This is a genomic window from Plantactinospora soyae, assembly GCF_014874095.1.
GTDB classification, from domain to species: Bacteria; Actinomycetota; Actinomycetes; order Mycobacteriales; family Micromonosporaceae; genus Plantactinospora; species Plantactinospora soyae.
In genome coordinates this window covers 9,351,144-9,375,104 of the sequence record NZ_JADBEB010000001.1, presented here as the reverse complement: position 1 = coordinate 9,375,104, position 23,961 = coordinate 9,351,144, and the positions used below count along the sequence as shown (strand labels likewise).

Annotated in this window: 28 protein-coding genes; 20 read left to right on the top strand and 8 right to left on the bottom strand. The window is 69.1% G+C overall.

Annotation, left to right across the window (positions count from 1 at the left end; genetic code table 11):
- Positions 1 to 121 precede the first annotated feature (121 nt).
- The 9 genes from H4W31_RS40855 (at position 122) to H4W31_RS40815 (ending at position 8,083) form a co-directional block, all read left to right on the top strand.
- Complete coding sequence (locus H4W31_RS40855) at positions 122 to 523, top strand: transcriptional regulator (RefSeq protein ID WP_192771480.1); 402 nt, start codon at positions 122 to 124, stop codon at positions 521 to 523.
- 303 nt (positions 524 to 826) lie between these two features.
- Positions 827 to 2,419 carry an FtsK/SpoIIIE domain-containing protein gene (locus H4W31_RS40850; protein WP_192772787.1) on the top strand — a complete coding sequence of 531 codons (1,593 nt, stop codon included), beginning with the start codon at positions 827 to 829 and terminating at the stop codon, positions 2,417 to 2,419.
- Positions 2,416 to 2,667, top strand: a complete 252-nt coding sequence (locus H4W31_RS40845) for a hypothetical protein (protein WP_192771479.1) — start codon at positions 2,416 to 2,418, stop codon at positions 2,665 to 2,667. The genes H4W31_RS40850 and H4W31_RS40845 overlap by 4 nt, the downstream gene beginning before the upstream one ends.
- A 5-nt stretch (positions 2,668 to 2,672) precedes the next feature.
- Entirely contained in the window at positions 2,673 to 2,864 is a 192-nt protein-coding gene (locus H4W31_RS40840; protein ID WP_192771478.1) for a hypothetical protein, read from the top strand.
- Entirely contained in the window at positions 2,861 to 3,433 is a 573-nt protein-coding gene (locus H4W31_RS40835; RefSeq protein WP_192771477.1) for a DUF2637 domain-containing protein, read from the top strand. The genes H4W31_RS40840 and H4W31_RS40835 overlap by 4 nt, the downstream gene beginning before the upstream one ends.
- Positions 3,430 to 5,172 (top strand): replication initiator, encoded by a 1,743-nt coding sequence (locus H4W31_RS40830; RefSeq protein WP_192771476.1) that lies wholly within the window; start codon positions 3,430 to 3,432, stop codon positions 5,170 to 5,172. Before H4W31_RS40835 ends, H4W31_RS40830 begins: the two co-directional genes overlap by 4 nt.
- Entirely contained in the window at positions 5,172 to 5,354 is a 183-nt protein-coding gene (locus tag H4W31_RS40825; RefSeq protein ID WP_192771475.1) for a helix-turn-helix transcriptional regulator, read from the top strand. Before H4W31_RS40830 ends, H4W31_RS40825 begins: the two co-directional genes overlap by 1 nt.
- Positions 5,354 to 6,547 (top strand): tyrosine-type recombinase/integrase, encoded by a 1,194-nt coding sequence (locus H4W31_RS40820; protein WP_192771474.1) that lies wholly within the window; start codon positions 5,354 to 5,356, stop codon positions 6,545 to 6,547. The genes H4W31_RS40825 and H4W31_RS40820 overlap by 1 nt, the downstream gene beginning before the upstream one ends.
- Before the next feature lie 63 nt (positions 6,548 to 6,610).
- Positions 6,611 to 8,083 (top strand): AAA family ATPase, encoded by a 1,473-nt coding sequence (locus H4W31_RS40815; RefSeq protein WP_192771473.1) that lies wholly within the window; start codon positions 6,611 to 6,613, stop codon positions 8,081 to 8,083.
- Positions 8,084 to 8,527: 444 nt separating this feature from the next.
- On the opposite strand, the gene H4W31_RS40810 is transcribed toward H4W31_RS40815, so the two are convergent.
- Entirely contained in the window at positions 8,528 to 8,746 is a 219-nt protein-coding gene (locus H4W31_RS40810) for a hypothetical protein (RefSeq protein WP_192771472.1), read from the bottom strand.
- A gap of 251 nt (positions 8,747 to 8,997) precedes the next feature.
- Between H4W31_RS40810 and H4W31_RS40805 the strand changes: the two genes are divergently transcribed.
- Both H4W31_RS40805 and H4W31_RS43565 read left to right on the top strand, forming a co-directional pair.
- Entirely contained in the window at positions 8,998 to 9,438 is a 441-nt protein-coding gene (locus H4W31_RS40805) for a barstar family protein (protein WP_192771471.1), read from the top strand.
- A 359-nt stretch (positions 9,439 to 9,797) separates the two neighbouring features.
- Entirely contained in the window at positions 9,798 to 10,079 is a 282-nt protein-coding gene (locus H4W31_RS43565) for a hypothetical protein (RefSeq protein ID WP_225945934.1), read from the top strand.
- A gap of 139 nt (positions 10,080 to 10,218) precedes the next feature.
- Here H4W31_RS43565 and H4W31_RS40795 read toward each other — a convergent pair whose 3' ends face one another.
- Both H4W31_RS40795 and H4W31_RS40790 read right to left on the bottom strand, forming a co-directional pair.
- Positions 10,219 to 10,905, bottom strand: coding sequence for an alpha/beta fold hydrolase (locus H4W31_RS40795; RefSeq protein ID WP_192771469.1), 687 nt, complete (start codon positions 10,903 to 10,905; stop codon positions 10,219 to 10,221).
- A gap of 2 nt (positions 10,906 to 10,907) precedes the next feature.
- On the bottom strand, positions 10,908 to 11,708 hold the full coding sequence (locus H4W31_RS40790) for a DinB family protein (protein ID WP_192771468.1): 801 nt from the start codon (positions 11,706 to 11,708) through the stop codon (positions 10,908 to 10,910).
- A gap of 121 nt (positions 11,709 to 11,829) precedes the next feature.
- Between H4W31_RS40790 and H4W31_RS40785 the strand changes: the two genes are divergently transcribed.
- The 7 genes from H4W31_RS40785 (at position 11,830) to H4W31_RS40755 (ending at position 17,496) form a co-directional block, all read left to right on the top strand.
- Entirely contained in the window at positions 11,830 to 12,741 is a 912-nt protein-coding gene (locus H4W31_RS40785; RefSeq protein ID WP_318783776.1) for a helix-turn-helix transcriptional regulator, read from the top strand.
- A 254-nt stretch (positions 12,742 to 12,995) separates the two neighbouring features.
- A complete protein-coding gene (locus tag H4W31_RS40780; RefSeq protein WP_192771466.1) occupies positions 12,996 to 13,352 on the top strand; it encodes a DUF6968 family protein in 357 nt (118 codons plus the stop codon).
- 194 nt (positions 13,353 to 13,546) lie between these two features.
- Positions 13,547 to 13,885 carry an ArsR/SmtB family transcription factor gene (locus tag H4W31_RS40775; protein WP_192771465.1) on the top strand — a complete coding sequence of 113 codons (339 nt, stop codon included), beginning with the start codon at positions 13,547 to 13,549 and terminating at the stop codon, positions 13,883 to 13,885.
- Complete coding sequence (locus H4W31_RS40770) at positions 13,878 to 14,369, top strand: SRPBCC family protein (protein ID WP_192771464.1); 492 nt, start codon at positions 13,878 to 13,880, stop codon at positions 14,367 to 14,369. The genes H4W31_RS40775 and H4W31_RS40770 overlap by 8 nt, the downstream gene beginning before the upstream one ends.
- A complete protein-coding gene (locus tag H4W31_RS40765) occupies positions 14,366 to 15,082 on the top strand; it encodes an alpha/beta fold hydrolase (RefSeq protein WP_192771463.1) in 717 nt (238 codons plus the stop codon). Before H4W31_RS40770 ends, H4W31_RS40765 begins: the two co-directional genes overlap by 4 nt.
- 207 nt (positions 15,083 to 15,289) lie before the next feature.
- Positions 15,290 to 16,453, top strand: a complete 1,164-nt coding sequence (locus H4W31_RS40760; RefSeq protein WP_192771462.1) for an aldo/keto reductase — start codon at positions 15,290 to 15,292, stop codon at positions 16,451 to 16,453.
- Between the two features lie 128 nt (positions 16,454 to 16,581).
- Entirely contained in the window at positions 16,582 to 17,496 is a 915-nt protein-coding gene (locus H4W31_RS40755) for a LysR family transcriptional regulator (protein ID WP_192771461.1), read from the top strand.
- Between the two features lie 157 nt (positions 17,497 to 17,653).
- Here the strand turns inward: H4W31_RS40755 and H4W31_RS40750 are convergent, their stop codons facing one another.
- Both H4W31_RS40750 and H4W31_RS40745 read right to left on the bottom strand, forming a co-directional pair.
- Positions 17,654 to 18,142 (bottom strand): NUDIX hydrolase, encoded by a 489-nt coding sequence (locus H4W31_RS40750; protein ID WP_192771460.1) that lies wholly within the window; start codon positions 18,140 to 18,142, stop codon positions 17,654 to 17,656.
- Between the two features lie 34 nt (positions 18,143 to 18,176).
- Positions 18,177 to 18,749, bottom strand: a complete 573-nt coding sequence (locus H4W31_RS40745) for a hypothetical protein (RefSeq protein ID WP_192771459.1) — start codon at positions 18,747 to 18,749, stop codon at positions 18,177 to 18,179.
- Between the two features lie 291 nt (positions 18,750 to 19,040).
- On the opposite strand from H4W31_RS40745, the gene H4W31_RS40740 reads away from it, so the two are divergent.
- Positions 19,041 to 19,244: a hypothetical protein gene (locus H4W31_RS40740; RefSeq protein ID WP_192771458.1), complete on the top strand. Its 204-nt coding sequence runs from the start codon at positions 19,041 to 19,043 to the stop codon at positions 19,242 to 19,244.
- Here H4W31_RS40740 and H4W31_RS43555 read toward each other — a convergent pair.
- On the bottom strand, positions 19,241 to 20,029 hold the full coding sequence (locus tag H4W31_RS43555) for a hypothetical protein (protein ID WP_225947837.1): 789 nt from the start codon (positions 20,027 to 20,029) through the stop codon (positions 19,241 to 19,243). The two genes, H4W31_RS40740 and H4W31_RS43555, sit on opposite strands and share 4 nt — an antisense overlap.
- Positions 20,030 to 20,199: 170 nt before the next feature.
- Between H4W31_RS43555 and npdG the strand changes: the two genes are divergently transcribed.
- The gene (gene npdG, locus H4W31_RS40730) at positions 20,200 to 20,898 is read left to right on the top strand and encodes an NADPH-dependent F420 reductase (protein WP_192771456.1); all 699 of its coding nucleotides are present in this window, start codon (positions 20,200 to 20,202) and stop codon (positions 20,896 to 20,898) included.
- A gap of 129 nt (positions 20,899 to 21,027) precedes the next feature.
- On the opposite strand, the gene panB is transcribed toward npdG, so the two are convergent.
- The gene (gene panB, locus H4W31_RS40725) at positions 21,028 to 21,885 is read right to left on the bottom strand and encodes a 3-methyl-2-oxobutanoate hydroxymethyltransferase (RefSeq protein WP_225945933.1); all 858 of its coding nucleotides are present in this window, start codon (positions 21,883 to 21,885) and stop codon (positions 21,028 to 21,030) included.
- Positions 21,886 to 22,058: 173 nt separating this feature from the next.
- Positions 22,059 to 23,843 carry an NAD+ synthase gene (locus tag H4W31_RS40720; RefSeq protein WP_192771455.1) on the bottom strand — a complete coding sequence of 595 codons (1,785 nt, stop codon included), beginning with the start codon at positions 23,841 to 23,843 and terminating at the stop codon, positions 22,059 to 22,061.
- Between the last annotated feature and the right edge of the window lie 118 nt (positions 23,844 to 23,961).

Sequence of the window (23,961 nt, the reverse complement as noted above, 5' to 3'; positions counted from 1 at the left end):
GACTAGCCAAGCTAGGAAAGTTCCCCAACTGTCATTGACATGACTAGCCAAGCCGGCCTACCTTTGATCCACATTACCTGGCTAGTCAAGCCAGCCAGGGCGACAGGTGGAGGTCTGAGCGATGGCTCTGCGTGGCGGTACGAGGTTCGCCGTGCGTTGTGAAGACGTGTTCCCGGCGGGGTGCGCGTTGGTGCCCGAGTCGCTGGGTGAGGTGGAGGACTACGACGAGAAGACCGGCCGGCGCAGCCCGGCGAAGGACAAGCTGACCGGTCAGCGGGTGTGGCAGGTCCGGGTGATGGACCTGGACCCGGAGCTTGGGAAGCGGTCGCGGGAGACGACGGTGAAGATCTCGGCTGACTACCAGCCCGTCCCGCCGACCGGTGCGCCGTTCGAGGCGGTGGAGTTCGAGGGCATGACGGTCACGCCGTACGTGGCGAACAACGGCCGGATGGCGTACTCCCTGCGGGCTACCGCGTTGCGTGCTCCGGCTGGTGTGGCCGGCAAGCAGAAGGCGGCTGCGTAGCCGCTTCAAGTGTGGGCGGGGCTGTCTGATCTTGGCGGACGGCAGCCCCGCCCCTCTCTGTCTTCCCCCTGCTCGTGACGAGAGAGGTAGTGACGTGTCCCAGCGTAAGCGTCCGGCTGGCCCTCGGCGGCCCCGGTGCAACGTGTGTCAGTCCCGATTCGACCCGGCCACCGGCGGCAACGGCCGATGTGTCGTCTGTGTCGATCAGCTCGTCCTTCCGCTGCCTCCGGTGCGTGACGCATCGGGCCGGTTCGTGTCCCTGCGGGGTGCCAAGTGATCGGGCGGCCTCGCGGTGAAGTGGTGATGACCTCGGCCGGGGATCTGCTGATCGCCCGACCCAAGCGGTTCGAACTGCCGGTCTGGGCGGTACTGCTCGGTCTGCTGCTGCGCTGGTCCTGGCGGGCGGCCTGGTGGTGCTTACGCCACCCCGTCGCCACCGGCACGGCGGCCCTGGCTCTCACCCTGTACGTCGAGTACGACTGGCCCGGCCTGGTCGTGCCGGTGGTCCTGCTGTCGGCGGCCTCGGCGGTGTGGCGGTGGCGACACGAGTCGTCCTGGTGGGCCTGGTTGGCCGGTCCACTGCTGGGCTCGCTCCGGCGGGTGTTCGTCTATCGGCGGGTCTGGCGTGAAGCCATGACGCTGTGCGGCCTCGCCGCGACGTACGACCATCGGACCGTCCTGCCGGAGCTGCTGGCGGTCCGCTCGGATCAGGCGCTCGACGTGCTGACCGTCCGGATGGTCCGGGGCCAGACCCCGGAAGAGTTCCAGAACGTCACGGCGAACCTGGCGTACGCCTTTGGTCGACGGCACGCCCGGGTCTACTCCGAATGTCCGGACGAACCGCCGACGCGTTCCGGCCGGCTCGGCTGGCTGCTGCGGGCTGTGGACCGGGTTCGCTTCCGGGATCGCCCGACCGTCGTCTACCTGGTCCTGGTGCGTACCGACGCGCTGCGTACCGTCGTGCCACCGTTCCCGGTCCCGACGGTCCCGGACTTCACCGCGCTTGCCCTGGCCCGACGGGAAGACCTGCGCACCTGGTCCCTTCATCTGCTGGCGACACACGTCCTGGTCGGCGGCGCGACCCGGCGCGGCAAGGGTTCCGTCCTCTGGTCGCTGGTCCGGGCGCTTGGCGGCGGGATCGCCTCCGGCCTGGTGCGGCTGTGGGTCATCGATCCCAAGGGCTGGATGGAGTTTGCGATCGGGCGGCCGATGTTCGCCCGGTTCGCGTGCAAGTCCTTCGAGGCAATGGCGGACCTGCTCGACGAAGCGGTAGAGGTACTGCGAGAGCGACAGACTCGGTTGGCCGGCGTCGTCCGGGTCCACACCCCGACCGAGGCTGACCCCCTGGTCGTGGTCGTCATCGACGAGATGGCCGCGCTCACGGCCTACCTGCAAGACGCGGACCTGCGTAAGCGGATCGCCTCGTCGCTGGGGCTGCTGCTGTCCCAGGGGGCCGGCGTCGGGGTCCTGGTCGTCGCCGCGTTGCAGGACCCCCGCAAAGAGGTACTGCCGTTCCGGGACCTGTTCCCGACCCGGATCGCGCTCGGCCTGACCGAAGCGTCCCAGGTCGACATGGTCCTCGGTGACGGTGCCCGTAACCGGGGCGCGCTGGCCGACCAGATGCCCCGATGGGCCAAGGGCGTCGGCTACGTGATCCTCGACGGCACCCCGGAACCGATCCGGGTCCGCTTCTCCTACGTCACCGACGACGACATCCGGGCCATGGCGGTCCAGCACCCAGCCCCGGTCGACGCGGCGGACATCCTCGCCCAGGTCGGTCGGGAAACCGCCACCGAGCCGGCCCGCGTCCCGCTGCCGCGACGCCCCTCCGGGCCGCTGCTGCCCGAGTCGCTGCGGAACCTGCTTGACCGGGACAACGGCGGTGAGCGCCGATGACCGCGCCGTCCGGTCGCCGGTTCTACCGGCTCCGTACACCGGAACCGGCTACGGCGGTATCCGTCCGGGTCGACCCCGACCGGCCCGACCCGTACCCGGTCTATCTCGCCGTCGGCGCGGGTCGACGCCGGATGTCCCTGACCCCCGACGAGGCGTGGGCGCTGTGGCGCTGCCTCTCCGAAGCCGTCGCTTCCCTCGGCGATCCGCCCGACCACATCCGCACCGACGTCCGCCCGGCCCGGAGGTAACCGCCGTGAACCCCTTCACCCGACTCGTCAACAGACTCCGCCGGCCGCTGCTCGTCCGGCTCGTCGGCCCGCCCGACCAGATCGCCGACGCCCTGCGCGTGCTCGCCGACATCATCAACCGCCGCGACGACATGGACGGCCGGCGCATCCGGGTCGACCTGACCATCCGCGAGACCCCGAATCGGAGCCAGCGATGAACCGCCACCGGACCGAATCGGTCGTACGGGTGCTGATCCTGCTCGCCATCGGCGGGATGGCCGGCGCCGCTGCCTTCACCCACGTCCATGACCTGACCGTCGCGCACGGCCAACCCGACTGGATCGGCTGGGCCAACGCGGTAGCCGTCGAACTGATGGCGATCTACCTCGGCCTGGAGATCCGCGCCCGACGTCGCACCGGTCGACCCGTCGGCCTGGTCGGCGTGCTCCTGGTGGCCTTCGCGCTGCTCTCCCTCGCGGCCCAGGTCGCCGAAGCCGAACCGTCGGTGTGGGGCTGGATCGTCGCCGCTGTCCCCTCGCTGGCCTTCCTCGCCCTGGTCAAGGTCGTCCTGTCCAGTGCACCCGCCACCCCGGAAACCGCTGCTGACCCGGCTACCGCCGAACTGGTGGCGGTCGTGGTCGAGCAGACCGAATCCGTTCGGCAACCCGAACCGACCGGCGACATGCCCGCACCTGTCGCCACGCCTCAACTGGTCACGCCGACGGTCCGGCCGCCGCTGGGCGTGGTCCATCAGAACCGGCCCCAGGTCGTCGGGATCGTGCGATGACCGCTCCGACGCTGCCCGGCCTCGCTCCCGCTGCCCCGGTCGTCGAGACTCCTCGGCCGGGGTCGCGGGCGGCGCGGATGGGCCTGCCCCGTGCGGTGGACGTGCTGCGGGACATCGCCACCGAGTACGGCGTCTGCATCCGCCCCCTGGCCATGCGCCGGACAGACCTCGCCACCGGATTGACCGAGGTCATAGACCTGCCGTGCGGCGCGACCCGGGAGGACAAGTGCCCGCCGTGCGCGAAGAAGAACCGCCGGCTGCGGCAGGCACAGATTCGGGAGGGCTGGCACCGCGACGACGAGCCGCTACCGCCCCCGGAGCCGGCAACCGAGGAACAGAAGACGCTGATCCTGCTGCGCGGGCACCTGGAGTTCTCCCGCGACGAAGCGTCCCGGGCGTCTCAGTTGGACCAGGTCGCCGACCTCGACGAGGCGATCCGGGAGGTGGAGGACGCGATTGCGGCCGAGGGGCTCCGGGGACGGGTCGCGCCCCCGCACTCAACCGGCGACGACGACCAGGGCGACGAGGACACCGGGCGGCGCCGCAAGCGCTCCACTCGGCGGCGGCAGGACGCTCCGGACCTACCCCGGCGCAAGGTCGAGCGGCGCACGGTCGGGAAGACTTACTCCGCGCCGGACGGGTCGACGTACCGGCCGTCGATGTGGTTGACGCTGACCCTGGACTCGTACGGCCCGGTCCGCCCGGACGGCACTCCGGTCAACCCCGACCGGTACAACTACCGGCGCGCTGCCTGGGACGCCGTCCACTTTCCCCGGCTGCTGGACCGGTTCTGGCAGAACTTGCGCCGCTGCGAGGGCTGGAACGTCCAGTACGCGGGTTGTGTCGAGCCGCAACGCCGACTCGCCCCGCACGCGCATTTCGCCATCCGGGGCACCATCCCCCGGGAGGTGCTGCGGACCGTGGCGGCGGCTACGTACCACCAGGTGTGGTGGCCGTCGACCGACGTGCAGCGGTACACCCTCGACCGGCTCCCGGTCTGGGATGAGCAGGCGTCGGCGTGGGTCGACCCCGACACCCGCGAGCCGCTGACCACCTGGACGGACGCGCTCGACGACGATCCGGACGCTGAGCCGGTCCACCTCGTCCGCTTCGGCGCCCAGGTCGACGCGCGCGGTGTCATGCCGGGCACCGAAGACGCAGAACGCACCATCCGGTACGTCACGAAGTACATCACCAAGCACACGGGCGACTGCCACAAGATCACGACCGGTCGGCAGCGGGCGCACCTGGACCGGCTGTGGCAGGAACTCCAGGTGACCCCGTGTACCGACCGGTGCGCGAACTGGATGCTGTACGGCGTCCAGCCGAAGAAGGCACACGCGAGGCTCAAGCCGGGCCGCTGCAAGGGCAAGGTTCACCAGCGGGACACGCTCGGCATTGGCGGCCGGCGCATCCTCATCTCCCGCGACTGGTCCGGCAAGACGCTCTCCGACCACAAGCACGATGCGCGGGCCTGGGTGCGGGCGCTGCTCGGCGTGACCGTCGGCCTGGACGGGGTCGACGACCAGGGCGCTACCGTCGAACCGGTCCGGCACGCGTGGGAACTCGCCCGGCCCGACGATCCCGACGTAGGGCCGCTCTCTCACCGGCTGCTGCGGTCGATCAGTGAGCGTGCTCGCTGGCGTTCCGAACTCCTCGCCGCCAAGGACCGGGCTGCCCAGTTACCCGACAGCGGGTCGGCGACGGGAGTAGGCGGCACAACGGGGGAGGGGCTGTGATGGCGGCGAACGACGGGCTATGGACTATCCGGGACGTGGCGGCGTACCTGCGGGTGCCGACGGAGACGCTGTACCGCTGGCGCAAGGTCAAGTACGGTCCGCCGGCGGCCCGGGTCGGCCGACACCTGCGGTACGAGCCGGAAGCGGTCCGGTCGTGGGTACGTCAGCAGGCGGCGGCCTGATGGCACACGTGGAAGATCGTTGGTACGACGTCGTCCGGCACCCTGGCGGCCGTAAGGAACGGGTCAAGTCCGACCGGTTCGGCAAGGGACTCCGGTACCGGGTCCGCTACATCGGCCCGGACGGCCGGGAGCGGAGCCAGTCATTCCCCGACCGGGCCAAGCGGGACGCTGAGGCATTCCTCGTCTCGACCGAGACGGACAAGCTCCGTGGCTCGTACATCGATCCGCTCGCCGGTCGGATGCTCTTCGCCGAGTACGCCGAAACCTGGCTGCGGACGAGGTCGTTCGACGAGTCGACCCGGGAGATCGCGGAGTTCCGGGTACGCAAGCATCTGCTGCCGTTCTTCGGCTCTCGGCAACTGGCCTCGATCAAGCCGGGCCACGTCCGGGAGTGGGACGCCAGCATGGTTGGCAAGCTTGCCCCGGCGACCCGGGCCGTGGTCTTCGCCCACCTGCGAACCATCCTCGGCGCAGCAGTCGACGACGAGCGGATCGCCAAGAATCCCTGTTCGGCAAAGTCGGTCAAGCCCCCGCGACCGGTGCAGCGCCGGGTGGTGCCCTGGCGGTACGAACAGGTTTCGGCAATCCGCGGTGGCCTCGCCCAGCGGTACCGCCCCATGGTCGACCTCGGAGCCGGGTGCGGGATGCGACAGGGGGAAATCCTCGGCCTCGGGGTCGACGACATCGACTTCGACGCGGGATGGGTGCACGTCTGCCGTCAGGTCAAGCTCGTCCGTTCCCGGCTGGTGTTCGGCCTTCCAAAGAACGACCGGGACCGCCGAGTACCGCTGCCTGACTCCGTCGCCCAGGCGCTGCGCCGGCACGTCGATGACTTCGCCCCGCTCTCGCTCACGCTGCCATGGGAGAACCCGGCCGACGACGAGCGGGTCACGGTGCCGCTCCTGTTCACTACCACCCGGCGCGGTGCGATCAACCGACGCACCTTCGACGGCAAGAGCTGGCGACCCGCTGTCGTGGCGGCCGGCATCACGCCGACTCGGGCGACCGGGATGCACGCGCTGCGCCACTTCTACGCCTCGGCGCTGCTGGACGCGGGGGAGAGCATCAAGGCTCTCGCGTCGTACCTCGGGCACGCCGATCCCGGCTTCACCCTCCGCGTGTACACGCATCTCATGCCTGCCAGCGAGGAGCGCACACGTCAGGCCATTGACGAGGTATTGCGGAGAGGCTAGGTAGCTTGACCGTAGCTACGAATAGGCTCGACACGGTGTATGTCTGGCTGGCATGGTGTAATCATGGTTGCTAGCGAGAACGATGCGCGTAGTCGCGTCTGGAGCCGCATCTTGGCGACAAATCCGCCTCAGTGGATTAAATCCATACGAATTATCGAGTCTGAGGTATTCGAGGAGCAGGTAATCGAACTCGACTCGGCGATTTGCATCGTTGGCTCGCATGGCGCCGGAAAAACATTGCTCCTTCGCGTCATTCAGGCAGCCTTCGGATTCGGGGGCGGAACTCCGCCATTCGTGGGCGCCGAAGGGTACGGAAATGTCGATAATCCTGTTGTTGGTGTGATTGAGTTGACCGTATCCGTGGATGGCAATGAGGAGAAGAAAGTCATCGACCTGGCGGGGTCTGTCGATGAGCGTTTTCAGGCGTGGGCAACTGACGGGTGGCAGACGAACTGGCCGGCCTACGTAAGTTCTGCTGAATTGGCTAATGACTTCACTTGGTATTATCAGGAACTTCCGCACTCTAAGAAGCGCCTCTTGAATGAACAGAGGTTTAAGTCAAGTGAGCTTGTTGCGCTCGCTGGAATCTTGGGTAAAAAATATGACTCCGTCTCTATGTGGACGGTCGTGTTGGATAGCAGGAGCGACGACGATGAGAGCTGGTATCAGCAAAGGCCCTACGTGATCTCAAAGACTGCCGGGCGAGAGTCTGACAATACGTCGTTCAGCTTAGGTGAGCTTTGGGTGTATCAGGTTCTTTGGGAGCAAGGAAGACTGGATGCCGGATCCATGTTCATGCTTGATGAGCCTGAGTCGTTCCTAGCCTTACGTGGCCATCGCGCCTTCATTGACGAAGTTGCGCGTCGCGCGCTTAAAGGGAAACTACAGCTGATCGTTGCAACCCACTCCCCGCAAGTGTTCTCCCGGTTTCCCTTGAAGAACGTAAGAATGTGTGTGAGGGGCTCTCGCGGAAAGATCAGAGTCGTCGAGCCCGAATCGCTTGTGCAGGTGCAGCGTGCCGTCGGGTTGGAGATTCCCGTGGCGGTCATCGTGCTGGTCGAAGACGCCTTCGCTTCTTTGGTTCTTGTGGGAGTCCTTGGTTGTTTAAATGCTTCCATCGCCGGAATAGAAGTTGTCCAAGCCGGCGGAAAGGATAATGTGATAGCGGGCGTAAGATGCCTGTCTAGTGCATCGCGAGTACGGGTTATTGGCGTCCTTGATGCCGACCAGCGAGATTTTGCTGACAGCTCAAACGGACTTTTTTTGCTGCCCGGAAAGTCGGACCCGGAGCAAGAGCTTATCGGTTTTGCCTATGGCAATTCTGAAGCAGTGGCGGCAGCTTTGGGTCGCAGTGAAACCGCATTACTGGTAGCCCTAGGCGGTTTTGAATTCTTCGAACATCAACGATGGCCCGATGTTCTTGCTACTCAACTAGGGCTGGATCTACGGTTCGTAACAAGTGTGCTGATTCGGCTTTGGTGTCAGCAGGAAGATATACGGAGGCAGGCCTTCGAGCTGGCTGCTGTGCTCGCATAGTCAGTAGTATCACGTTGGCGATAATTAAGCATCTTGCTACTGACGGCCCGGCGACGGCCCACAGTGGCCTTCGCCGGACTCAGTCACTGCTCAAGAGGCTGATGGCTCCAAAATCCGGCGTACAGGTCGACTCGTCCGTCGTTCACCAGGTCGGAGCCGTGATCATGGCTCTGACCTGGTCGCATGTTCCGCCGTGGTCGCGTTCCCTCAGCGGCTTCCTGATGTTCCGCCGCCCCGGCTGTAGCCCGTGGACGTGGGGCTGCTCCCGGTAGGTCCCGTCGGCGCGGTACCCGGACTGCGGCGCGAGGACATCGCCCAGTTCGCCGGGGTGAGCGTCGACTCCGGATGAGATGGGGCGGCCCTCCGGTCGTGGCTCCCTCGAGCTGTCGCGGGACCTGCTCGCCGTATCGCCGGCAGCGACAGGGTATGACGGACCCGTGGGTACTACATGTTCCCCTTGGCTTCCTGCTTTGCCATCATGGGGTCCGTCCCCTTGTTGATCATCATCATTGCCTTGCGCAGCTGGTCCTCACTCATCTTCGAGCTTCCATCGATCCCCATCGAGTGGGCCCGTTCGCGCATTGAGTGGAGGTCCATTCCTGCCATCTCGTTCCGACTGGCCGCCGAGTTCTGCTGACCCTGCTTCTTCTCCTGTCGAGCCATTTCAAATCCCCCCTCTGGTGGCCCCATTAGACTGCCGGAAGAGGTATTCCCTCTGCCACTGGCAACAAACGACCCGCTCCCCATTGTGATCAAGGGCCTCCACAACGAGTCCATGCCCCCGAAGTGCACCCCAAGACCCAAAGTGCGGCCGCCCGGTACGCGCGGCCGTTGTGATGGCGGGCTGCACCGGCGCTTCCGCACGGTCAGCGGTGGCATGAGCGGCGGTGGGACAATGTCCCATGCTTCGCTCGTTGAGCCAGAACCGTCGGTTGTCGGGGCCGCCGTACGTCATCGACCACGAACTCGTCGACTACGTCGTCTCCTTCGCTCATGGCATCCAGGCCCAGCCACTGCGAGTCGAGGTTCCACCCGATCCCACCCGGCAACTCGTCCTGAAGCGGCTGGGGGAAGCGTTGCAGTTCCCGGACTACTTCGGTGCTAACTGGGACGCCTGGAGTGACTGCCTGGGGGACCTCATCGCTGTCGGCCAGGGCGGCAGGATCGTGATCCTTGAGCGGTCAGAGCGGTTGCTGGCCGCGCCGCCGGTCCTGTTCGCCGAGTTCATCTGCCGATTGCAGGAGTCTCAGGATCTGGTGATGCGGGCCGCGGGCGACCGTGTGCTGTTGGAGTTCGTCTTCGCAGGTCAGTGGAGCGCCCGTGAAGACGAGCCGTCGACGACGACTCCGCGCTGACAGGCAGGCGACGTACCGCTGCCGGAACCGAACGGGCCGTCACGGGCCTCGAGGCGCGGGCCGGCCCCAGCAACCTCGCGTCGAAAATCACCCGGTTCAAGATCCCCGCCCGGGAACTCGATGGTCACCTGGTGACTCCCAGATGCATGAAACCTCCGCAGTCGGCTGTCCTGCTCCTCTCGGCCGTCGTCGGTCTCCTTGCCGGATGCACGGCTGGGGACGCGCCTGTCCGGTCGGCTCCACCTGCTTCAGAATCGCCCCGCCCGGTTCGAACGGGTTGCGGCAGCCCGGTCGAGACCGGCCCGCTGCCTGAGTGGGCTCGGGCCGGGTTCACCGGCGACTCGAGCATGCCGCACGTCATGGGAGACCGGGGAGACATCGTCGCCGCGATCTTCGGGTACCCGCTCACCGTCGTCAGGCCGCAGGGACCGACGAACAAGGTCCTCTGGGTGTCCAAGTCCTCGGAACCGGCCGGCGATCTCGTGATCGAGGCGGAACTCGACGGCTCCGGTACCTCCGAAACCCGTCGTGTCCCGGGCGGACCTGGACCCTCCATCATCGACCTTCCTCAGCCCGGTTGCTGGCATCTGACCCTCACCTGGTCGGGCCGAACCGACACCCTGGACCTGGTCTACCAGTGAGCATGGCCCGTCAACGTTCCCGGCACCGGTCCAGAGCCCTCAACGCGGCTCTGGACCGGTCGTGCTCGGACACCCTGCCCGAGAGCCCCTGGGTCGTGCTCGGACACCCTGGCCAGAGGGTCCCCGGCTGGGCGCCGGTTCAGCCCTCGTCGGCCGCCGCGGCGAGGATCCGGGCGAGTTCGACCGGCTGGCTGACCATCGGCCAGTGGCCCGAGTCGATGTCGACGTAGTCGAGGTGCTTGGCCCTGGGGAGTTCCGGTACCTCCCCGGCGTCGATCCACTCCTTGGCCTGGGAGGGCGTGAATTCGGGGCACACGAGCAGGACCGGTACGTCGAATCGTCGCTCGTCCGTCAGCCGTACCACGCCCTTGGCCACCCCTTCGGGTACCGGGATCGCGGCGGACACGAAGCCGCGCCGGGCCTCCTCGTTCAGGTCGGCCGAGTCCGGTCCCTCGAACGGGGCCCAGCCGGGGAAGGGCATGACACCGTCCTCGAGCGGGAAGAAGTCGGCGTAGGGCTGCCCGTCGGCGGAGGGGAAGCCGCCGATGAGGGCGACCTTGGCGACCTTCTCCGGCCGCGCGTCGACGGCCAGCCAGGCCAGGGTGCAGGCGGCGGAATGCCCCACCACCAGAGGTCGTCCGGACGCCGAGTCGATCGCGGCGAGCACCGTCGCCACCTGGTCGTCGAGCGTGGCGGACGCGGATCCGTCGCCCTGACCGGGCAGGGTGAGCGGCACCGGCCGGTGACCGAGTGCCTGGAGCGCGGGTACGACGTCGTCCCACGCGGATCCGTCGAGCCAGAGCCCGCCGATGAGCAGTATGTCCATGATCAGTTTTCCTTCTCTAGTGCGGTGAGGTCACGTTCGGCATAGAGCCGGTGTTCCCATTCCTCGTTGAGGACGATGCGGAGGCATTCCCGGAAGGGGAACGTCTCCATCGGGGGCCAGGTGGGCCCGGTCTGTGTCACCTCGGAGGCGAGCTGCTCGTCGGTGAGGAACTCCATGACGCGGCGGACCATCGCCTGGCGTTCGCGTCGGACCGGAAGCACCTCGTCGAGCGAGGGTCGGGCCTCCCGGTCCCACGGGACACCGTCCCACCCGGGAGCCTCGTCCCACGGCAGGTCCAACCGGTGCCACGGCGAGGCGGTGCCGACGATCATCCGGCCCACCCAGGAGGCGCTGGCGAAGTTGAGGTGCCGCAGAGTTTGGATGAAGGACCACTCGCCATCGACGCTGCGGTGCAGCGCCGCCTCGGGGAATTTTCTCGCCCGCGTGAGAGTGTCCTCCCAGAGCCGTTCCAGGATCGCCCACGCCTCACGGAACCCGTCGGGGTCGTCTGGCTTCATTTTCGCCCGCTCGGGCATCCGACGGTTCAGCTCGGCCTCGACGAACGGGGCGATGTCGACGCCGTTCACGACGACGTTCCGTACCTCGCCGCTGATCTCGACATCGACCAGCTCGACACCGCGCAGGCGGCTGTTGTGGAACAGGGCGCCGTGGACCCGGGCCCCGGTGAGGTCGACCTCACGCATCCTGGCGTCGTCGAGGGACACCTTGCGGAAGGTCGCGCCCCGGAGATTGACGCGCTCGAAACGGACACCGGTGAGGTCCTGCTCGCGGAACTCGGTCATGGGGATCACGCTAGAACCAGTTCCGGACGATCGACTTCCGGTTCTTTCCCTGACCACCTAATCTGCTCGGGTGCCGATCGATCTCAGCCCCACCGCCAGGGCCCTACGCGCCATCGAGATTATCCAGGCCCGACCGGGCACGACGGCCGACGAACTCGGCGAGCGACTGGGTGTCACGGAGCGGGCCGCGCGGCGATATGTCGGAATCCTCCGGGAGGCCGGCATCCCCGTCGAGTCGGTTCGGGGTCCGCATGGCGGGTACCGGTTTCGGCGCGGTACGCGGCTGCCTCCGGTCGTCTTCACGGAGGCCGAGGCGCTCGGCCTGGTCATGGCGGTGCTCGACGGTCAGCCCGCGGCCGCCGACGTCAACGATCTCGTCGGTTCTGCCCTGTCCAAGGTCATCAAGGCGCTGCCCGAGAGCGTCGGCCGGCAGGCTGCCACGCTGCGCGAGCACGCGTCGGCCGCGCCCGACCGGAGCTCGGCCCGTCCCGATCCCGCCACCACCAGCGCACTCGTCGCCGCCGTCGCGCTCCGGCGTCGCGTACTGGTGACCTATGGGAGCGAGGCCGGCCACGAGTGGGAGACCGAGGTGGATCCCTGGGCCGTCGTCGTCCGCCACGGTCGCTGGTACCTGCTGTGTCACTCCCATCGCGCGGACGCGGTCCGTACCTACCGGGTCGACCGGATCCGGGCGGTCCAGCAGACCGCGTACGAGTTCGAGCCGCCCGCCGACCTCGACCCGGTGGCGGCGCTGGAGGAGAACCTGGGTACCGGGTGGGAGTTCCCCACCCGCGTCGTGTTCGAGGCCCCGCTGGCCGAGGTGGCCCCGTGGATCCGGCCTCCGATGGGACGGCTCGAGCCGTCGGGGGACGGATGCGTCCTGGTCGGCAGCACCAGCAATCCGACGATGTACGCGCAGGAGTGGTTGGCCAACGTCCCGTTCGCCTTCCGCGTCGACGGTGGCGAGGAACTCCGGGCCGCGGTGGCGACGCTCGCGACGCGTTTCACCGCCGCCCTGGCGGACCAGCCCTGACCGCAAATTCAAAGCAGAGAACGGCCCCAGCAGGCTCGCCACCATCGGGCACCAACGCACAGCGGTCAATTAGCATGGCGCCGTGGCCCTTGATCCGTACGCGGGAATTCCAGTCAACGACTACCCGCCGGCATTGGCCTCCCAGGCGGCCGACCGGGGCGTCGAGCCGTCGAAGCGGGAGACCGGCGGCGCTCCACTGTGACCGCGACCGCCGCCACGCTGGTCCCGCATTTCCGAGGTGAGTTGGGGAGCGCATGACGATGAGTTATCAACTCGGCGAGATTGTGGCTGAGCGGCAGGTGGACGCCGTCGCCGAGGAGGGCAGCCGTACGCCGGTGGTCCTGCGGATCGGCAAGCCGCTGCCGGATGTCCTGCCGGGCGGGGACTGGTACTGCCCCCATCAGATTCTGGGCCTGGGCGACGAGGCGGTGCAGGCCTCCTTCGGTGTCGATTCCCTCCAGGCCCTGCTGCTGTCCGTGTACGGCTTGCAACTGAAGCTGGCCGAGCGCGCGGAGACGGCATCGGTCCGGCTGGACTGGCTGGGACAGCCCGACCTGGGTCTGAAGGTCGACCCGGAGGTACACGGGCTCCTGCCGACGCCGGAGCGCTAGGCAGCCCGGTTCGGCGCGGCGGCCAGCAGGCTCCGGGACCCGTTCTCGGCACCGCCGCGACCGGTTCTCCGGACCCGTTCTCCAGCACCACCGCGACCGCCGTCCGATGCGGCCGGGGCTTGTGGGTGTTCGGCTTCGCCCCTATATTCAACCCATCAGTTAATTAGCCGATCGGTTGAATGAGGACTTCTGGCATGCAGTCGGCGCACCTCGACTCCACCTTTGCGGCGCTCGCCGACCCGACCCGGCGGGCGATCCTCGCCCGGCTGGCCGAGGGCGAGGCCACGGTCAACGAACTGGCGGCGCCGTTGCCGTTGACGCTGCAGGCGGTCTCGAAGCACCTCAAGGTGCTGGAGCGAGCCGGACTGATCAGCCGACGGCGTACCGCCCAACAACGTCCGTGCCGACTCAGGGCCGAACCGTTGCGCGACGCCGTCGACTGGTTGGAGCAGTACCAGGAGTTCTGGTCCGGCAGCTTCGACAGGCTGTCCGACCACCTACGAGAGATCCAGAAGGGCGAGCAGGATGACTGAGAGCCGGCCCGACAGCCGGGCGTTCACCATCACCCGGGTCTTCGACGCACCGCGCGAACTCGTCTTCCGGGCCTGGACCGACCCGGAACACCTTGCCCGGTGGTTCGGGCCGCGTGGCATCACGGTGCCCCGGTCCACCATCTCGATGGACGTCAGAGCAGGCGGTCGCTGGCAACTCCGGATGGTCGGTGACGACGACGGCGCCGAGTACCCGGTGGCCTTCGTCTACCGGGAGATCGTCGAGCCGGAGCGGCTGGTGTTTGACACGGTCCCGGCCAGCGGCCCGGAGAACGCCGGCGCCGAGCGCGCGGTCGTGACCGTCACCTTCGCCGACCTCGGCCCCCGGACCGAGATGACGTTCCACGCCGCCGGGGTCAGCGTGGGCGAAGAGAGCGCGGGCCTGGCGGACGGCTGGTCGAGTTCGTTCGTACGGCTCGCCGAGCAGCTCCCGACCGTCGGGCAACCGGTCGGACTGGCCCGGTGACCACGCCCGCACCGACCCCGCCCTGCTTCGTGCTGATCCCCGGCGCCGCAGCCGACTCCTGGTGCTGGCACCTGCTGGCCGCCGAGCTGCGCGCCCGGGGACACGACGTGGTGCCGGTCGACCTGCCCTGCGACGACGAGTCCGCCGGCCTGTCGGAGTACGCCGACGCCGTGATCGCGGCCATCGGCGACCGGACCGACCTGGCGGTGGTGGCGCACTCCTTCGGTGGGTTCACTGCGCCGATCGTCTGCGACCGGGTCCCGGTGGACCTGCTGGTGTTGCTGGCCGGACAGATCCCGACCCCCGGTGAGAAGCCGGAGGACTGGTGGACCAGCACCGGATACCTGGAGGCCAGGCGGGAGCAGGATGCGCGGGACGGCCGGGCCGAGGACGACCTCGCCTCGCTGTTCACCAACGACCTCCCGCCGGACTTGGCGGCCGAGGCGTTCCGGCACGGCAGGCAACAGGCCGGCAGGCCCTTCGGCGAGCCGTGGCCGCTCGCGGCCTGGCCCGAGGTGCACACGAGGGTGTTGCTGCACCGTGACGACAGGTTCCTGCCGGTCGGCTTTGCCCGCCGGCTCGCCCGCGAGCGGCTGGGCATCGAGCCGGACGAGATGCCCGGCGACCACCTGGGCATGCTCGGTCATCCGACCGAGCTGGCCGATCGGCTCGAGGCGTACTGGGCCGGGCGACCGCAGGCCCGGCCGCGATAGGACGAGCGGCCACGAACCGCCCGCGCCAGGACGGGTGATCGACGGGGTCGGCCGAAACCGTCAGCCCGGTCGGCCGACCCGCCTGATCACTTCGTATACCTGTCGGGTCCCGAACCACACCCAACCGATCTGGTCGCTCCGGCGCCCACTGGGCAGCCTTGGCTCCGTCACCACCGCAATCCGCAGTGGACCGAAGGGAGCCGTTCCTTGACCCCCGAGCAGCAGACCGAACAGCAACCCCAGCCCTCAGCCGGGCGCGAGTCAGCCGCATGGCGGCCGAACCGGCGCGAGATCATCCGGGCCGGCGGCATCGGCGCCGCCGCCATCGTCGGTGCCGGTCTCGCCGCCGGCCCAGCCCAGGGACAGAGCCGACGAGCGGGTACGGAGACGACGCCTACGGAGACGACGCCTACGGAGACCGAGCTGATCACCCGGACGATCCCGGGCAGCCAGCAACGACTGCCGGCGATCGGGCTCGGCACGTTCATGACCTTCGACTCGCTGCCCGGCCGGGGGCGGGACACGCACGCCGAAATCGTCCGTACGTTCTGGCAGGCGGGCGGACGGGTTTTCGACTCGTCACCGGTCTACGGGGCGGCAGAGGCCAACCTGGGACGGGCCGCCGCGGAGTTGCGGATCAACGATCGGATGTTCGTGGCCGACAAGATCTGGTCGACCGGCGACTACCTGTGGGACGTCCAGCACGCCGAATACAGCCTGAGCCGTTCGATGCGGCGACTCTCCCGCCGGGCGCCACTCGACGTCGTGCACTGCCACAGCCTGGTCAACGTCGACGTGGTCGTACCCCTGCTGCACGCGCTTAAGAAGGAGGGCCGGATCCGCCGGCTCGGGATCTCCCACCACGACCCGAGCTACTTCCCGCAGTTGGCCTCCTGGCTGGAGCGTGGCGCACTCGATGTCGTCCAGGTGCACTACTCGATCCACACCCGGGCGGCCGAGGAGCGGATCCTGCCGGCCGCGCAGGAGCGTGGCGTTGCGGTGCTGGTGAACATGCCGCTGGAGAAGGCCCGGCTGCACCGGGTGGTGGCGGGACGGCCGGTGCCGGACTTCGCCCGCGAGGCCGGCATGCACACCTGGGCGGAGTACTTCCTCAAGTGGGTGATCGCGCACCCGGCCGTGACCTGTGCGCTCCCGGCCACCTCGAACCCGGCTCACCTGGCGGAGAACGTCGCCGCGATGCGCGGGCAACTGCCCGACCCGGATATGCGTGAGCGGATGCGTCGGCACCTGGAGACGTTCCCCGGCTTCGACCAGATCGGCACCATGCCGTGGTACCCGGAGAAGAACTACCCGGGGCTGGTCTCCCGGGCCCAGGAGGCACTACGCCGCCGAAGCCCTTGGTGGCCATGAGCCCACCATCGGTCGGACGGGGACAGCTGCCGGTCGGACGGGGACAGCTGCCGGTCGGGCACTGAGGTGGCGGTCCGCGCGCCGGGCGGCCGGGGCCGGTACGCCAGCCGCTCGGGTAGTTTGCGGGCATGCTGGTGGAGCTGCGGCTCATGCGCTACGTCATCGCGGTGTGCGACGCCGGTGGGTTCGAGGCCGCCGCGCAGCTCCTGCGGATGAGCCAGCCGCCACTGAGCCGGCAGATCCGGCAACTGGAACGGGAACTGGGCGTCCAGCTGTTCCACCGCCGACCGACCCGCCCCACCGAGGCGGGTCTGGTGTTCATCGCCTCCGCCCGACAGATCCTGGCCGACGCGGAGCAGGCCGTCGAACGTACCCGGCGGGCGGCGGAGCCCGCCGTGCGTCGGGTACGGATCGGCTACACCGTCACCGCAGCCTTCGGCGAGATGCCAGCACTCTTCGCGGCCCTCGCCGAGCACCACCCCGGAGTACTGGTCGAGGCCCAGGAGGGTTGGGACACGGCGTTGTCGACCGCACTGGTCGAGGAGAAGCTCGACGTGGTGCTCGGCCGGTGCGTCGACCTACCGGCCGGAGTCGGGTCACGGGTCCTGCGGCGTGACCGCTGGACGGTGGTGGTCGGCGCGGACCACCCGCTGGCCGGCGCCGGTACGGTCAAGCTGCGTGAGCTGCGCGGCGAGACGCTCCGGTTCTTTCCCCGGCAGCTGGCGCCGCGCTACCACGACACGGTGCTCGCGGTGCTGGGCGGTACGGGTGAGGCGTTCGAGGTGTGGGAAAACCCGTTGCCCGGGTTGCGGAACCTCGGCGTCAGCCTGAGCCGGCAGGGCTTCATGCTGCTGCCGGCCTCGCTGACGGGTCATCTTCCGGCCGGGGTCTGCGCTCTGGTGGTCAGCGACGACCTGCCGACCATCGACCTCGCGCTGTCCTGGACCGTGCCCGCCTCGGCGGCCGTACGGCTGCTCGTCGACACCGCCGAGCGGATGGCCCGCGCCCAGGGCTGGCCCCGACCGGGACGACGCCGAGCGTAGCGACGGGGACGGTGTCACCCACCTGGCCGCTGATCCGGCGTTCCCGGGCCGGCTCGGTGGCCGGGTGCCGCGCCGAACCGGAACCGCCGCCGCGCCGAACCGGGACCGGTCGGCGCCGCCGCGCCCCTGAGTCGAGGTGATCCCGCCATGCTCACAGTCAGGCGAAGGCGGAGGCGTCGGCGGCGAACCAGGTAGCGGTTCCGGCCGGGGCGAGCGCCTGCGCGATGGTGATCTGGGCATGCTCGTCCACCGGCGGCAACCGGTCCGGCGAAAACCACCCGACGGCGACCGACTCGTCGTCGTTGACCCGGGCCACCCCGTCGAGGAACCGGCAGCGGAAACCGATGTTCAGGAACTGGCACTGGTCGCCGTTGGGATAGGTGTGCGGACGAGCCAGCACGCTCGACACCCGTACGGGTGCCACCCGTACGCCGGTCTCCTCGTGGACCTCCCGGACCAGGGCCTGCGCGGGTTGTTCGTCCGGCTCCACGACACCGCTGATGACCGACCAGCGCCCGTCGTCGGCGCGCTTGCCGAGCAGCAGTTCTCCGGCGTCGTTCACCACCACCGCGCTGACGCTGGGCAGCCAGAGCAGCTCGTGTCCGACCGCCTTGCGCAGCCGCCGGACGTACTCGGGGACGGTCATGCGACGACGATAACGATTGATCGGATGGGCCGGCTCAGCGGGCCGGGGCCGGCGAACTTCCCGCTGGTGCACCAGGAACCGTCGTCGGTGGCCCGAGCACCGGCGGCGGTGGTGTCGGCGACCGCGACGGCACCGGTGTCGACGTTCCGTCGGGCGGGGCGGTCTCCGGACACGGCACCTGGGTCCGGGAGAAGTCACGGCGCTCCTGGTCGAGTACCTGACGGAAGCAGACCCGCATCTCGGTCGACGCCCGGCCGGCCATCACGGGTTGGGACATCGTCACGTGCACCCGGAAGACGACCCGTACGCCGGGGGAGTGGCGGCGGTCGGTGCCGTCGACCGTCAACACGTCGACGCGGTCGTTGCGGGCCGCGCTCTGCCCGAGTTCGGTCGCGCCGTCGGCGACACCGTGCACGAGTGCGTCGCCGACGAGGGCGGCCCGCCGTACCGCTTCGCTATGCGCCCGTTCCTCGATCGAGGGCTCCGTGGTGATGGTCAGAATGGTGTGCCCGACGCTGGCGACGAGCAGCAGCAGAATGGCCAGCACGACGATTGACAGCACCCGGGGAAGCCGCCCTGTCCCATCCGCCCGTCGCATCATGCTCACACTGCGAATTGTGCTCCATTCTTCGCCGCCAAGTGCCAGGTCAAGGCGATGAGGCGGTCGGCGGAGCGTACCGGTGGGGAATTTTTTCCCGCGCCTTCCAGAGCGCGGCGCCGAGGGGTCCGCCCGTCGCTGACGGTGGTGAATCCCTTGCCGCAGAAAGCCTTTCCGGAGTACGACCGCAGTTTGCCGATTCCGCGGCCGGGCTTATCCGATGGGGTCTACTGTGGAAGTCACCCCGCCATTTTGCGTGAAACGGTAGCGCTTGGTCGGTTTGCCGTGCACAGTAATCCCATGAGCGACAGCGGGAGTGATGTGCAGTACTTCTGGTGCATCCGCCATCACCGGACAGAGACCGGTGCTGACGTGTGCCCTGCGAGGTACGTGCTCGGTCCTTATGCCTCGGCCACCGACGCGGAGCAGGCGTTGCAGCGTGTGCGGCAACGCAACGAAGCGTGGGATGCCGAGGATGCCCGCTGGGCCGGGGAGGAGCGCTAGACCGGCGCGGCGACAGCCCGCGTCGAGAAACTCCGTGGTGCTCCGCGAGGAGACCCCCGAGAGCATGTCCCGCAAGGAGGAACACAGATGGCCGAAGCAACCAGGGCCAGCCGCCCGGTGGCGAGAAGCGCCGCCGGGAAGAAGACTGCGGCGCGGAGCCGGACCGTGGGTGCCAGCAAGGGCACCGCGGCCCGGCGGACCGCGAGTTCGTCGGTGGCCAAGAAGGCACCGGCGAAGAAGGCCCCGGCCAAGCGCGCGACGGCGGCCAAGAAGGCGCCGGCGAAGAAGGCGACAGCGAAACGGGCGCCGGCGAAGAAGGCCACCGCGAAGAAGACGACCGGTACGCGGACGACTACGAGCCGCGCCGGCACGGCGAAGCGTACGACGGCGGCCAAGCGCACGACGGCGGCGAAGAAGACGACGACGGCGGCGAAGCGGACCACCGCGGCGGCGAAGCGGACGACGACGGCGGTCCGGAAGGCGGGCACCACGGCGAAGAAGGTCACCGCCCGGAAGGCTCCGGCGAAGGCACCGGCGAAGAAGGCCGCGACGAAGCGGTCGACGGCGACGACGGCTCCGGCGAAGCGGGCCACGGCCAAGAAGGCTCCGGCGAAGCGGGCCACCGCGAAGCGGGCGTCGGCGACGAAGGCTCCGGCGAAGCGGGGAACCGCGGCGGCGAAGCGGACGACCGCCGCGCCGGCAAAGAAGATCACCGCTCGGAAGGCGCCGAGTAAGCAGGCCGCGGCCCGCAAGGCGCCGGCCAAGTCGCCGGGACGGAAGGCCACCAGGTCGACCGCCCAGAAGATGATTGGTTGAGTGCCGCACCGGAACGCCCCGGAGCGGGGGCGTTCCGGTGCGGTGACGCGGGGGCGACGGAGGCGGCGCCGGGCTGATGTGACGTTCCGCATCTGGCCCGGCGCTCCCGGCGTGACGCCGGATTTGCGAGGATGCCGGAATGGCATTTGACGTGAGTGCGCTACCCGACGTTTCCGGACTCACCGTAGGGATCATCGGTGGCACCGGTGACCAGGGGCGGGGGCTGGCGTACCGGCTGGCCCGGGCGGGTCAGCGCGTACTGATCGGGTCCCGGTCGGCGGCGCGGGCCGTCCAGGCGGCGGAAGAGATCGGCGCCCTGCCCGGCCTACCCGACGACGCGGCGGTCTCCGGTGGCGACAACGTCGAGGTGTCGAGCCGCTCGGACGTGGTCATCATCGCGGTGCCGTGGGACGGGCACCGGGACACGATCGCCGCACTGCGCGAGCCGCTGGCCGGCAAGGTCGTCATCGACTGCGTCAACCCGCTCGGCTTCGACAAGCAGGGGCCGTACCCGCTGCGGGTCGAGGAGGGCAGTGCCGTGCAGCAGGCCGCGGCGCTGCTGCCGGAGTCCCGGGTCTGCTCGGCCTTCAACCACGTCAGTGCCCCGCTGCTGGCCGATCCGCGCGTCGACCGGATCGATCTCGACGTACTGATCTGCACCGAGGAACGGGAACTGGTCGGACTGGTCGCCGCCCTCGTCGCGCGGATCCCGGGGATGCGCGGCATCTACGCCGGCCGGCTCCGCAACGCGCACCAGGTCGAGGCGTTCACCGCCAACCTGATCGCGATCAACAAGCGTTACAAGGCGCACGCCGGAATCCGCGTCACCGACATCTGACCCGTCCCCCGTCCCCCGACGGACCGGAAGCCGCCCGGTCGAAGGCGGTCCGTCGGCCGGAGCCGTCCGTCCGCCGCGCGACCGTCGGACCCGCCGGCCCGTCGGGGGAGTAGCGGGCGAAACGCGGAACTAGAAGGTGTGCTCGGCGGTCGGGAACTCGCCGTCGCGGACCTCGGCGGCGAACCGCTGGGTTGCCTCGGCCAGCGTGCCGGCCAGGTCGGCGTAGCGCTTGACGAACCGGGGCATCCGGCCGGACCGTAGGCCCGCCATGTCCTGCCAGACCAGCACCTGGGCATCGGTGTCCGGCCCGGCCCCGATCCCGATGGTGGGGATCGACAGCTCGTGGGTGATCCGCTTGGCCACCTCGCCCGGAACCATCTCCAGGACGACCGCGAACGCGCCGGCCTCGGCCACCGCGAGCGCGTCCGCCAGTACGTCGTCGGCGGCGTCGCCCCGGCCCTGCACCCGGTAGCCACCGAGGGTGTGCTCCCGCTGCGGGGTGAACCCGATGTGCGCCATCAGCGGGATGCCGGCATTCGTGATCACCCGGATCTGCTCGGCCACCTGCCGGCCGCCCTCCAGTTTCACCGCGTGGCAGCCGCCCTCCTTCATGAACCGTACGGCGGTGCGCAGCGCCTGCGTCGGGCCCTCCTCGTACGAGCCGAACGGCAGGTCGCCGACGATCAGCGGGTACTCGGTCGCCCGTACCACCGCGCGGACCAGGGGAAGCAGGTCGTCGACCGTGATCGGCACCGTCGTCGGGTAGCCGAAGACGTTGTTCGCCGCGGAGTCACCGACCAGCAGCACCGGAATTCCGGCCTGGTCGAAGATCGCCGCCGTGTACTGGTCGTACGAGGTGAGCATCGGCCAGCGCTCGCCGCGCTCCTTGGCGGCGATCAGGTCACGGGCCCGTACCCGTCGGGTCGCCGGCCCGCCGTAGAGCGTCGCCACCTCGGTCGGGGCGGACTCCATCCCTTGCTCAGACATCTTTGTCTCCTCTCGCCTCGAGGCCGCGTCCACGGTCCCCGGGTCGCTTCCGATCGTCCCACCGTTTCCGGCGGTACCGGCAGAGAAGAGTGCAGGTTGTCACACCGCCCGCCCGCCCGACCGCCCGTCGACGCCCGACGCCCGACGGGCTGACGGCTGACGGGCTGACGGCGCTACGGGCGTTCGCGCCACCGGTTGGTGATCGGCAGGCGGCGGTCCCGGCCGAACGCCTTGATCGAGATCTTCGAACCCGGGGCGGACTGCCGGCGCTTGTACTCGGCGAGGTCGACCATCCGCAGCACCTTGTCCACCACCTCCGGATCATGCCCAGCGGCGACGATGTCGTCCCGGCCCTGGTCGCCGTCGACATAGCCGACCAGGATCGCGTCGAGTACGGAGTAGTCGGGCAGGGTGTCGCTGTCCAACTGGCCCGGGCTCAGTTCCGCGCTCGGCGGCTTCCGGATCGAGTTCTCCGGGATCGGCGGGGTCTCGCCGCGTCGGATCGCCTCCGCGTTGCGCCAGCTAGCCAGCTTCCACACCAGGCTCTTCCAGACGTCCTTGAGCGGGTTGAACCCGCCGACCGAGTCGCCGTAGAGGGTGGAGTAGCCGACCGCCAGTTCGCTCTTGTTGCCGGTGGTCAGGACGAGGTGGCCCTCCTGGTTCGACAACGCCATCAGCAGCACCCCACGGACCCGGGCCTGGAGGTTCTCCACCGCCATCCCGGACAGCGACAGGTTGGCCAGGAAGCCGTCGACCATCGGCTGGATCGGCTCGACCCGGTAGTCGAGCCCGGTCCGCGCGGCCAGGTCGGCGGCGTCCTCCCGGGAGTGCTCGGAGGAGTGCTGACTGGGCATCGACACCCCGACCACCCGGGTCGGACCGAGCGCGTCCACCGCGATCGCGGCGACCACCGACGAGTCGATCCCGCCGGAGAGGCCGAGGACCACCGAGCGGAAACCGTTCTTGTCGACGTAGTCGCGCAGCCCCAGCTCCAGCGCCTGCCACACCTCGCCCTCGTCGACGACCGGTTCGGTGACGCCGCCGACCGCCGGTGGTCCGGGAGGCGCGGGGAGTTCGGCGCTGATCCGTACCCGGCTGATGGCCATGTCCTCCCGGGCGCCTGCCGGAACCGGCTGGGCGGGCTCGGTGCCGGTCGGCGCGTCGACGCGGCCGGCGGGCAGTTCCAGGTCGTGCAGCAGCAGTTGCTCCACGAACTGCGGGGCGCGGGCCAGCAGGGTGCCGTCCGGCGCGACGATCATCGAATCGCCGTCGAAGACCAGCTCGTCCTGGGCGCCCACGGTGTTGACGTACGCCACCGTCGCGTCGGCCTCGGCGGCCCGGCGGCGGATCAGCGGCAGCCGTACGTCGTCCTTGTTCAACTCGTACGGCGAGCCGTTGATGTTGACGACCAGGCCGACGCCGGCGCGGCGGGCGACCTGGAACGGGCCGCCGGCCTGCCACAGGTCCTCGCAGACGGTGAGCGCGACGTCGACACCGCCGATCCGGACGACCGTGAGGGTGTCGCCCGGGACGAAGTAGCGGTCCTCGTCGAAGACGCCGTAGTTGGGCAGGTGGTGCTTGAAGTAGCGGGCCGCCACCCGCCCGTCGTGCAGTACGGCGAGGGCGTTGCGTGGCCCCCGGCCCGGGGTGGCCTCGGCGTTGGCGCTGGCCGGACCGTCGGCGTCGAGATAGCCGACCAGTACCGGCATCGCGCCGAGGCCGTCCGCGGCGAGGTCGACGGCGAGCTGGTCGAGGGTCGCCCGGGAGGCGGCGACGAAGGAGTCCCGGAAGACCAGGTCCTCGACCGGGTACCCGGTCAGCATCATCTCGGGGAACACCACGAGGTGCGCGTCGGCGTCGGCGGCGGCGCGGGACCGGTCCCGGATGACCGCCGCGTTGCCGGCGATGTCGCCGACGGTCGGATTGACCTGGGCCAGAGCGATGCGCAAGGTCGGCATGCCTTCATCTTGCCCCAGCCGTCCCGGCCGGACGCGCCGCACTCCACCCTGCAAGGAAGGGCCCCTTCTTATCGCTTTTTGTATAGGAAGGGCCCCTTCCTAACACCGCTGGGCGCGC